We start from the raw sequence: 10,581 nt of genomic DNA, 5'->3' as shown, positions 1-10,581 counted from the left end.
TTCGTCGTTCGCTCGCGCTCTCAACTACGAATAGGCAGACGGCGTCGACTATCGCGGACTAACCGCCTTCGCTTCGCTATCCATGGCGGTCAGCGCTGGCAAAACCCACCTTATAGACACCGTTATTTACATGATCGTAAATCGCACGGTTAATGGTATCTATCTCAGTTCGCAGCAATTCCGGGTAGTAGTCATAGTCATTTGCGCCGATGGCTTCGAAGGCGCTATTGAACATGCGAATAATCTCTGAAGATTCGTTATTTACGATGGTATTGCGTTGTTTATCCCATAACACCGGCACTGTGACGATACCGTTATAGATCGGTGCCGCCAGGGTATAGAGCTCACTTAGAAAGCGGGCACCGTAGACCCCATCATCCGTAGCCCCCGGATAGGGTTCGAACGACCAGCCCGCATCTCCCATCAGCGGATTGACCACCGAGAGGGAGATCATCGACTCCAATCCCTTTAATTTTCTGAATATCAGCGCCCGGTGTGCCCAGGGGCATGCATGAGAGATATAGAGGTGGTAACGCCCTGCCTCGGCCTTAAAACCGCCCACGCCACTCTGGCCTACCGAACCATCAGGGGTTATCCAGTTACGAAACTGAGAGTCGAAGCGTTTGAATTCACCCGTCTCGCGCTCCGTCTCCGCCTCCAGCCAGTTGGCAGAGACATCACCATCGACACAGAGGCTCATGAGTTTCTCACCAGTACCGGCTCTCTACGTGTCATCCTATCCATCCTCAACTCTCCTCAGCCGTTCTTGAAGATCATCAACACCTCTCCCGCCACAGCACTACTCCTCAACAACATGACCCGTGACATCTGATCGGCAACTGGGCTTGGAAGGTGGCTGCCATCAGCAGGAAGGGCTGAGCGAATATGCTGCGTTTGATGAGACCGACATACCCACTCATGGCGACCACCTCCAGTTGCAGTGGATAGATATCACCTACTAGAGAGCATAGGCCGAATAAATAGATAGAAGTGTACAAAATCCCGATCAGAATGATCGGGCTGAGCGATAGTTAAAGAGAATAGAGACAGATAGTAAGGGACTGGACGCAGAAAGCGACCAGCCCCTGATCACTCAGTCGGCAAACTCGAGACGCTCCTCAAATTTCGCCAGCGCCTTGAGCGCACACGCCTCATCCTTCTCACCACCTGGGGCACCACTCACGCCAACGGCACCCAAACGACTGCCGGCTGCCGAGATCTGCACACCACCGCGCATAACGATAATTCCGTCGATATGGTTGAGTTCTGGACGTATATCCTCCCTAAGTGCACGAAAGTCCCCCGAACTGATGCCCGACATCACAACCATGTTCGCCTTCTCCTCTGCGATCTGCAGGGTAAAACGGGCCGCCAGATCGTCACGCAGTGCTGCCTGTACCGTGCCGTGGCGGTCGACCACCACCGCACTCACCTGATAGCCCATCTCACGACAGGCGATAATCGACTCAGTGGCAATATCACGTGCCAGCTCCATACCGATCGTCTTTACGGTCAATACATCTCCGGCATTTACAACAGTTGCACCACTTAGTAACAAAAGTGCCGATAGTGATCTACGAACAGTTTCTCTCATCTCTTTCTCCTGTCAATCAAAACCAAACAAAAACGACACAGAAAACCCACCACCACAACTAATGTCAGCACAATCATCAACATTACAACCACTAATATTCACAATAGCACGGCATAGCAACCAGCATTCACCACAACAAAGAACCTTAAGCCACCTCACAACCTTCCAACGCCCTAACTCTCTAATATCTCCATACAAGTGGTTATCGAGCCCTTTAATTAATGGAATATGAGCATATAGAAGCCTTTAAACTCCATTAATCAGCTCAAACAATCCTTTTAATAGGGTGTAAGCAGTGATAACTGTAGGCGATACACCTACAGAAGATAGATCAATTCAAGACTTTCCAAACTCAAATCAGCAGCTATATTTACCATCCCTTACAGAGAAACCGACAACAGGAGTCGGAAATGAAAGATAACTATAACAACACCACAGCCAATAATGCCGTCGCAGGCCTGATCGAACTTAGAGGTCTCTACACCCATTCAAAGCTGACTATAGAGGGCAGCTGCGCCAGTGCCATCTACGAAATGAGTGATGTGATGGAGGATGTACAGGAGGCACTAGCGGCCAAGATGAACGACCTCTAGTCGTCACTGAGCCTGATAGTCCCCTTCTCCAATACGATCTTACGCTGGCGATAGAGCGCGCCGACAGCCATCTTGAACGCCTTCTTGCTGACACCAAACAGCTTGTTGATCGTTTCAGGTGGGCTCTTGTCACTGACCGCCAGCATGCCGCCCTCCGCCTTGAGCATCGTAAGGATGCGCTCAGAGAGATCGTCAACCCGCTTATAACCAACCTTCTGCAGTGAGAGATTGATCTTGCCATCATCTCTAACCTGCTTGATATAACCTTTCACGCGCAGGCCGTAGCGTAGCTTCTGGTAGATCTCATCGGCGAAAATCACGCCCCAATGTGCGCTATTGATTATCGCCTTAAACCCTAAATCGGTCTGTTCACAGAGCAGCAGATCGACCTCTTCACCCACCTTGTAGTCAGCCGGTGTGTTATCGAGGTAGCGATCGAGCCGTGTTGAGGCGACGATGCGGTGGCTACGACTATCGAGATAGGCGTAGACAACATAACTGCGTCCCTCTTCCAGCGGCCTGTGTTGCTCGCTGTAGGGCACCAGAAGATCTTTCTGCAATCCCCAGTCAAGAAAGGCCCCCGGACCTGCAATCGAGACACACTTCACCAGGCCAAACCCACCGACCTCAACCGGTGGCTTCTGCGTTGTCGCTACCAGGGTGTCGTCAGAGTCGTAGTAGATAAAGGCATCCACCTCATCACCCACTCCGGCATCTTTCGGACAGTAACGCGTCGGCAGCAGGATCTCACCCAGCTCACCTGCCGAGAGATAGAGCCCATAGGGTGCCTTCTCAGCCACCTTGAGACGATTTGTCTTGCCAATCTCAGCCACGCAGAACCTCATTCATAAACGGTTAAATTCAGCTGCGATGATGCGTTGCTACTGCGGTGAAAGCAACCGCGTAGAGATATGGCTGCAACACACTCCAACCGCTGAGTTTGAATCTGCAACTGATGCCGGTTTATTATCGAGCCAGGCCTGTTGCGACGGCCATTAAATAGATCAGACAATAATAAAAGGCCATCACCATGGAACAAGAGATCGCCACCTATATTCTTAAGTTAAAAAAAGCAGCTGAGTCGACTCGTCAGGCCGAGGACCGCCCCCTCTACGAGCGCCATCTCGCCTGCGCCGCAGTGCTGCTTGCACTGGTCATCAGTGATGCGGAACAGACTCGAGTCAGCAGTGAGGTCGAGGCTCACGAACGCTTATGGGGAACCAGCTGGCTGGCTGACGATGTCTGCAGTGGTCCCAGAGAGGCGTGGCAACAGGTAAAAGCAGCACTGACAAGCTACACCACTTAACAGTAGGATCCACTCAGGAAAGTAACATCCAAAATACAATCAAAAATCAAGACTAAACTACGCTGTAAACAACCGACAGATCAAATAAGATTCAATCAGTCAGAGCAGTTTCTCAAGGAGAGAGAACCGTGAAAAACAGAACCCTACTTTTTCTACTCGCTACAATCCTCATCAACCCACACAACGTTGTCGCAGCCTCAAAAGGCAGCCTGGCACAGTGCCAATCTGTTCAGGATCAAATTAACTACTACACCAATCTGCGTCGGGCAGGCGGCTCTGCAAGAACCATGGAGAGCTGGAAACGATCACGCCAAAAACAGAAGGACCGTTTCACAAAACACAACTGCAAACAGTGGAGAAACAAACTCAAGTAAAGGAATTAAATAGCCACAGCAAGGAGAACTGAGATGGCCGAATACCCCTACTGGAATGAAGATGAACTAATTGCCAGCGACGACCACCCCACCCTTCTCGCTATCGGCGACTCGTGGTGCTGGTACCCGATCAACAATCTGCTCAATCCGATCAACAACCTGCTCAACCTGCTCTCCACCGACTACCACGCCATTTTGGTCAGGGGCGCCAACGGTGCCGATACCACCGATCTGGTCAAACCTGTAATCATGCAGATCATCAACCAGGACCTCAGCCTTGTCGGTGGTTATGGAGAGACACTCAAGGCAGTCCTAATCTCAGCCGGCGGCAACGATATCGCAGGGGAGAAGAAGATCAACAAACTGTTGCGGAGTGACTGCAGCGACGCAGAGAGTGTGATCGATTGTTTTAATCAGAGTGGTATTGAAGCGGTGTTTACTGAGATTGAGCAGTACTACCAAATACTGGTCGACACTATTCTGGGCAAGCTGCCACAAACAACCATATTCATCCACAGTTACGACCACCCGATCCCCGACGGAAAGTCACTCCAACAGCCGATGGTTAAACGCAAGGTGCCGAAACAACTTCAGCAGCCGGTCGTCACCGAGCTATTTGACCTGCTTGCCGGAGTGATGAGCAAATTAGCCTCTGCAAATGGTGCTATTGAGTTTGTCGACTGCCGCAACACCCTTCTGCCCAGCGACTGGCTCAATGAACTCCATCCAACCCCACTCGGTTTCGACAAACTGGCTGGACCTTGGGAGATTGCACTCAGAAAACGGGGATTTCTCTCACCCCGTTAACTAATGCGTCAGATAATAGACAAGCAATCAGCCCTATCTCATAGACGGCTCAGATCTTGACTATCAGATCTATTTCTGACCGACCAGCATCTAAAAATCAGGTCGGAGTTGGAGAGCGACTCCAACCTCTGTTTAGTTACAAATCGTGATCAAGATTGAAGCACACGCAAAATAACAAATTTCTCGTTCGACTCGATATTTTGCACGCGGCCAAACAGCCGCTTTAGCGTGGTGTGATAGCCGAGATGACGATTACCGATTACCCACAGCTCACCGCCTCTGCGCAGTACTCGCTTTGACTCCCTGAACATACTCATGGCGATCTGATCACCGACCGCCTGCTGCTGGTGGAAAGGGGGATTGCAAAGAATCAAATCAACCGATTCCACTGCAAACTCTTCCAATCCATCACCCACGGAAAATTGGGCCGATCTTGAATCACCAAAGGCAGTTTCAAAATTCTGCTGCGCAGAGGCGACCGCCATAAACGACTCATCGACAAAGTGGATCGATGCCTGTGGATTTTTCTCTGCAGCGATCAGTCCGACCACACCGTTACCACAACCGAGATCGACGATCTCTTTCGCTTCTGGCATCTGCGGCAAATGCTGCAGAAAAAAGCGGGTGCCAATATCGAGTGAGTCGCGTGAGAAGACGTTGGCGTGATTACATATCCGATAGTCACTCCCCTCCAGGGTGTAGCAGTGTGGATAGGGGTTCTCAGGCATCTTTAACGAACCATCAGGCTGGGCAATGATCAGCTTCGCCTTCTTCTTGGCCAGCGATGTGGTGGTTGGTCCTACCAAACGCTCGATCAGCTTCCAGACCGAGCTGGGTAACAACTTGACCATACCGGCGAAGATCAGCTGACTCGTAGGTGTCAGGTGGGGTGCCAGCTCAATCAGCTGATGCTCCAGCAGTGCCAACGTCTTTGGCACCTTGATCAACACCAGATCGAACTCACCCTGCAGTTCATCGAGTGCACTCAACAACGTTACGGCACTGTCTGCTAGACCATTTTCCTGCAGATTCATTCGAGTTGCTGCCTGCGATAGCCATGAATCACTGATCGCCGTCGGAGCATATTCAGCTAGCGTTACCGCCAGCGCACCAAAGCTGTCATTAACGATGGCGACACGAGATCCCGCAACCGGCAATTGCTGCTCATTAAGATGGTTGAGAAGATACTCATCGGCCGCATCCCAGGCGCGTAAAAGTTCGCGTCTGCGCTTCGGTAGTCGTTTCAGTACGACACTAGCCTGTGGGAAATTTGCCTGCTCTTCTATCAAACCTCTACTCCTTGGCATGGCTTTTTTCACGCAGCAACTCAACAAATGCCTCGCTTACTGCACTGTTGAGATTGGAGCGGGTACGCGCGATCCACAACGTTCGTTTGATGCGCAGCCCCTGGATCTTGATGTGGTAGAGCGTCCCGGCTGCGAGTGCATCCTTAACCGCAAAGCGCGGCAGAAAGCTGACGTGTTTGCCGTGCTCAAGAATCTCGACAATGGTATCGGTCGAACCGACCTCCATCGCAATCGAGAGCCTTTCTATGCCGATATCGGCCAGCGCCTTATCGAGCAGAATACGCATCGACGATTTCGCCTCACGCAGCACACAGTCGAGCAGCCGCAGATCATCTACCGGCAGCAGACCACTCCCCCAGAGTGTGTGTGACGGCCCACAGACCAGCAACAACTCATCGTCGAGCCACTTCTGTACCAGTACATCGGGATGGTCGGGCGCCTGCTCAAGCAGTGCCAGATCGGCCATGCCTGTCGCCAGACGGGTCTGAATACGTCGCGTGTACCCCATACGACTCTCAATCCGATACTCGGGGTGGGCCTCCGCAAAGGCGATCAGCAACGTGGGTAGCAGATGTTCACCGATGGAGAAGTTGACCTCGAGGCGTAGCCGGTTCTGACCAGCCTGCAGAAATTCCAGATCGTCGAGCAGCGTGGTCTGATGATCGAGCACCAGACGGGCGTAGGAGTAGACCCGCTTTCCCGCCGGCGTCAGCTCCAGCCGCCGCCCTTCGCGCTGCATTAACTTAATCCCGTAACAGGTATCGAGCGCACGCAGTCGCTTAGTCACGGCGGGCTGACCGACATGCAGCGACTGCGCCGCCTCCTCCACGCCACCGCGCTCTACAACCGCTCTCAAGGTAGCCAGCCCCTTCAGGTCCGGAAGGCTTCTATATTCCATTTAGGAATATTAGAGTATTTCTATTCATTTGAATAGCATCGAGACACTAGGCATTATTCGCCACCATCAATCTATTTCTGGCACGCAACCAGCCATAGTTTGGCACTTGGTTTGACCTTTGTTTTCCTGTGGGGAATATTTTGGTTCAGACCGAAACCCAACGACAAATGTCTTTTCACGAGAGGCCTTCCCCTCGTGTGGAGCCGTTTTTTGTTCTGCTGTTGCGTGCTGTTTGACCGTTTTATCAAAGAGTTAGGAGTTATCCCGTAATGAATGCCCTTGCCGATGAAGAGCAGACCAAGGCCCGCCCGACCAAGACCAATCTCAAGCAGTGGATCGCTGCCGCGATCTTCGCTCTGATCGCAATCGGCCTCGCCCAGGTGGTTCCTACCATCGAGATCGCCTGGGTCTGTGCGGTACTGATGCTGACTATCTACCTGTTCGCCTTTGAAGTAGTCGGTGTCGATGTCGCCGCCGCCTCGGTGATGGTGCTGCTTGGTCTCACCTCGCTGCTCGCCCCACTCATGGGGCTGCAGCAGGGGCTGGTCGATACCAACAACCTCTTCAACGGCTTCGCCTCTAACGCAGTGATGTCGATCATCGCGGTGATGATCATCGGTGCCGGGCTCGACAAGACCGGCATCATGAGCAAGGTCGCCGGCTTCATCCTCAAGGTCGGTGGCACCACCGAGGGGCGCATCATCCCGATCATCTCCAGCACCGTCGGCTTCATCTCCTCGTTCATGCAGAACGTCGGTGCTGCTGCACTGTTCCTGCCGGTCGTCTCGCGCATCTCGGCCCGCTCTGGCCTGCCGATGTCACGTCTGCTGATGCCGATGGGCTTCACTGCCATTCTCGGCGGCACTGTCACCATGGTCGGCTCAAGCCCACTGATTCTGCTCAATGACCTGATACTCACCTCCAACCAGGCGCTGCCCGATGCGCAGCAGATGGAGACCTTCGGCCTCTTCTCGGTCACCCCGATCGGTCTGGCACTGGTCGCCACCGGTATCATCTACTTCGTCATTGCCGGTCGCTTCGTGCTGCCAACCAGTAAAGGTGATGAGGATGTCACCTCGGGCCAACAGACGATGGACTACTTTGACCAGCTCTATGGGGTTGAGTACGGCGTCTACGAAGTACTGGTGCCCGCCGACAGCCGCCTGATCGGCATGAGCCTTGATGAGATCGAGGGAACCTGCAAGGTTCGCATCGTCGCAATAGAGAAGGGAGATGGCCTTCGCTTCGGCGCGCAGAGCGTCGACCGCTCCACCGGCATCGATGCCGGTACCGTGCTTGGCGTGCTCGGTGACAACACCAATCTCGAAAATTTCGTCGAGAAGTCCAAGGTCGATGTAAAGCCCGAGCTCGACATTTTTGCCGATGCCCTGGTGCCGAATAAATCGGGTATCGCCGAGGTAGTTATCCCGCCCGGTTCGAACCTGATCGGCAAGAGCGCGCGCGATGTCTGGATGCGCAAGAGCTACGGCCTTTCGCTGATGGCAATCCACCGCGGCGGTGAGACGATCACCCGAGAGGGTGGCGGCGTACGTGATACCCCGTTCCAGGCCGGTGATGCCCTGGTGGTACACACCACCTGGGCCGATCTCGCCCACCTCGAGAACGATCGTAACTTCGTTGTTGTCACCACCGAGTATCCGCACGAGGAGGTTCGCCCCCACAAGCTCGGCTTCGCCGGTCTCTTCTTCGGCATCGCCCTCTGCCTGGTTCTCTTCACCGACCTGCGCCTCTCGGTTGCACTGCTGACCGGTGCGATCGGCATGGTACTGACCAAGGTATTGAGCATTGAAGAGGCCTATGAGGCAGTCAGCTGGAAGACCGTCTTTCTACTTGCATCTCTAATCCCGCTCGGCCTCGCGGTTGAAACCACCGGCACCGCCAAGTGGATTGCTGAGCAGGTACTCGCCGTTGTCGGTGATCAACCGATCTGGGTCATCCAGGCCGCTGTTGCCGTACTCGCCACCTTCTTCACCCTGGTGATGTCAAATGTCGGCGCGACCGTGCTGCTGGTACCACTGGCGGTTAACATCGCACTCGGTGTCGGTGCCAACCCAGCGGTGTTTGCACTCACCGTTGCTATCGCAACCTCCAACTCCTTCCTGATCCCGACCCACCAGGTCAACGCCCTGATCATGGGCCCTGGCGGTTATCGCGTGCCTGACTTCATGAAGGCGGGCGGCATTATGACCGTGCTGTTCCTGATCGTGATGATGATCATGATGAATCTGGTCTTCTAGGAGAGGTGTCCACACCCAATAAAAAAGCCCGGCTCTGCCGGGCTTTTTTATTGAACCAACACTGTCACTAATCGCTATTCACAGAGCACTCCAGAAAAGCGATCAGCAGCTCACGCTCATGCTCGCCCATCTCCAGCAACAGGAAGCCGCAGAGATACTCGTTCTGCGAACGACGCTGCTTATGCACCATACGACAACTGCAATTGAAGGCCTTCTTCTCTCCCTGCAGTGGGAGCTCGATACGGAGCTCGATCTCGACCGGGAAGCGCGCTCGCCCACTAACTGGATCGAGAGCCTCAAGGTGGTCGATAGCGGCCTGATCGCACAGCAGTGCAAGCCCCTGTTGCGATAGCTCGATCAAATCGACACGTCTGCACATACCCGAGGCGTTGATCGCCTCGGCGCTCAGTGAGAGCGCGATTCGCTGATATCGTCGCCTGTTCTCCATTACCTATCCACAATCCACAAAAACATATCTATCTTCTCTAAACCTACACTCGGAGAGGATGGGAAACTGTGACCGGAGCAGAGTTTTCCGTACTCTGCGGGGCGCCGTAGGCATAAACGGTCGCGTTAAGTATTTGCCGCTTGCTTGGGCTTGGATGCCCAAAACAAGCTTCCGCAAAAATAGCGACTCCCCGGAGGCATTGCGAATAGAGAGTAAGCGGCCCTGTGTATCGAAATTTTCCTGTTTTTTATTCGATAGAATATACCGCCATCCAGAGAGCAGGCCATTGGTATCTGTCACTGTTTCAAGACGATCCGTCACATCCGGATCAGAGAGCCATTGCCCGCCACTTAGACGGAACTCATAGGATTGCCCCCCAGGACGGCGAACTACCATCAGGTCATCCGCAAGACGCTCAATACGTTGTGTGTAGGCATAGCGCCAGCCTAATACCAAACTGCTATAAGATCGGTCAAATACAATGGGGAATTCACCATTTCCCTTGTAGTCGCTGGCATGGAAATATTTATTCCCTATAGCGAAGTCGATTGGATTGCCAATCTTGGTGGAGTAACTGCCGCTACCAACCGTACCGCAGGCGAGCATTTTATCAGTATTAACGCCATTATTTTGCACGGAGTCTTCACAGGCTTCCCCGGTAAATTCTCCTTGAAGGGTGCTTATCCATTTGCCGTCAATTTCTGTTCTAAGATTACCGACGGCACACCCTTCGAAACATCCGTCGTTGAGCTCAGCAACATGTCCAGTTACTGCTTCGCCTGCACGACAGCTAACAGGTGCACCTAAAATCCAATTACCTCCACCACATTGCCCGGTCAATCGTACCGTGCCAAAACGTCCAGTCTGGGGACCATCTGATAACAGCTTCAGGTCGTATGGTAATCCCCCCATTAATAATGGTTCTCATAAGTAGGGATCATGCAGCCTGATTCAACTTCTGAACGGGTGTGATTCCACCCAGCGCTGAATGAGGTC

At 53.1% G+C, this 10,581-nt stretch carries 11 protein-coding genes and 1 pseudogene; 5 read left to right on the top strand and 7 right to left on the bottom strand.

Annotated features, from left to right (window positions below; genetic code table 11):
* Positions 1-94: 94 nt before the first annotated feature.
* A pseudogene (locus BOW52_RS15290) lies at positions 95-700 on the bottom strand (glutathione S-transferase family protein); the annotation flags it as partial.
* A 393-nt stretch (positions 701-1,093) separates the two neighbouring features.
* Positions 1,094-1,594 carry a GlcG/HbpS family heme-binding protein gene (locus BOW52_RS15285; protein WP_078484948.1) on the bottom strand — a complete coding sequence of 167 codons (501 nt, stop codon included), beginning with the start codon at positions 1,592-1,594 and terminating at the stop codon, positions 1,094-1,096.
* A 410-nt stretch (positions 1,595-2,004) separates the two neighbouring features.
* On the opposite strand from BOW52_RS15285, the gene BOW52_RS15280 reads away from it, so the two are divergent.
* Entirely contained in the window at positions 2,005-2,187 is a 183-nt protein-coding gene (locus tag BOW52_RS15280; RefSeq protein ID WP_078484947.1) for a hypothetical protein, read from the top strand.
* Here BOW52_RS15280 and BOW52_RS15275 read toward each other — a convergent pair.
* Positions 2,184-3,020 (bottom strand): CvfB family protein, encoded by an 837-nt coding sequence (locus BOW52_RS15275; protein ID WP_172840383.1) that lies wholly within the window; start codon positions 3,018-3,020, stop codon positions 2,184-2,186. The genes BOW52_RS15280 and BOW52_RS15275 overlap by 4 nt on opposite strands.
* A gap of 197 nt (positions 3,021-3,217) precedes the next feature.
* On the opposite strand from BOW52_RS15275, the gene BOW52_RS15270 reads away from it, so the two are divergent.
* From BOW52_RS15270 to BOW52_RS15260, 3 genes are all read left to right on the top strand, one after another.
* Complete coding sequence (locus tag BOW52_RS15270; RefSeq protein WP_078484945.1) at positions 3,218-3,493, top strand: hypothetical protein; 276 nt, start codon at positions 3,218-3,220, stop codon at positions 3,491-3,493.
* Between the two features lie 128 nt (positions 3,494-3,621).
* On the top strand, positions 3,622-3,867 hold the full coding sequence (locus tag BOW52_RS15265; RefSeq protein WP_135622510.1) for a hypothetical protein: 246 nt from the start codon (positions 3,622-3,624) through the stop codon (positions 3,865-3,867).
* 33 nt (positions 3,868-3,900) lie between these two features.
* On the top strand, positions 3,901-4,674 hold the full coding sequence (locus BOW52_RS15260; RefSeq protein ID WP_078484944.1) for an SGNH/GDSL hydrolase family protein: 774 nt from the start codon (positions 3,901-3,903) through the stop codon (positions 4,672-4,674).
* A gap of 149 nt (positions 4,675-4,823) precedes the next feature.
* On the opposite strand, the gene BOW52_RS15255 is transcribed toward BOW52_RS15260, so the two are convergent.
* Positions 4,824-5,960 carry a methyltransferase gene (locus BOW52_RS15255; protein ID WP_408021573.1) on the bottom strand — a complete coding sequence of 379 codons (1,137 nt, stop codon included), beginning with the start codon at positions 5,958-5,960 and terminating at the stop codon, positions 4,824-4,826.
* Between the two features lie 7 nt (positions 5,961-5,967).
* A complete protein-coding gene (locus BOW52_RS15250) occupies positions 5,968-6,879 on the bottom strand; it encodes a LysR family transcriptional regulator (protein WP_078484942.1) in 912 nt (303 codons plus the stop codon).
* Positions 6,880-7,148: 269 nt separating this feature from the next.
* Between BOW52_RS15250 and BOW52_RS15245 the strand changes: the two genes are divergently transcribed.
* Positions 7,149-9,137: an SLC13 family permease gene (locus tag BOW52_RS15245; RefSeq protein WP_078484941.1), complete on the top strand. Its 1,989-nt coding sequence runs from the start codon at positions 7,149-7,151 to the stop codon at positions 9,135-9,137.
* Between the two features lie 67 nt (positions 9,138-9,204).
* Here BOW52_RS15245 and BOW52_RS15240 read toward each other — a convergent pair whose 3' ends face one another.
* On the bottom strand, positions 9,205-9,585 hold the full coding sequence (locus BOW52_RS15240) for a PilZ domain-containing protein (protein WP_078484940.1): 381 nt from the start codon (positions 9,583-9,585) through the stop codon (positions 9,205-9,207).
* A gap of 3 nt (positions 9,586-9,588) precedes the next feature.
* Entirely contained in the window at positions 9,589-10,497 is a 909-nt protein-coding gene (locus BOW52_RS15235) for a DUF6531 domain-containing protein (protein ID WP_078484939.1), read from the bottom strand.
* Between the last annotated feature and the right edge of the window lie 84 nt (positions 10,498-10,581).

The organism is Solemya pervernicosa gill symbiont (assembly GCF_002020875.1).
Lineage (GTDB): Bacteria > Pseudomonadota > Gammaproteobacteria.
Note: the sequence above shows the minus strand (reverse complement) of the source record. Positions and strands in the feature narration are given on the sequence as shown.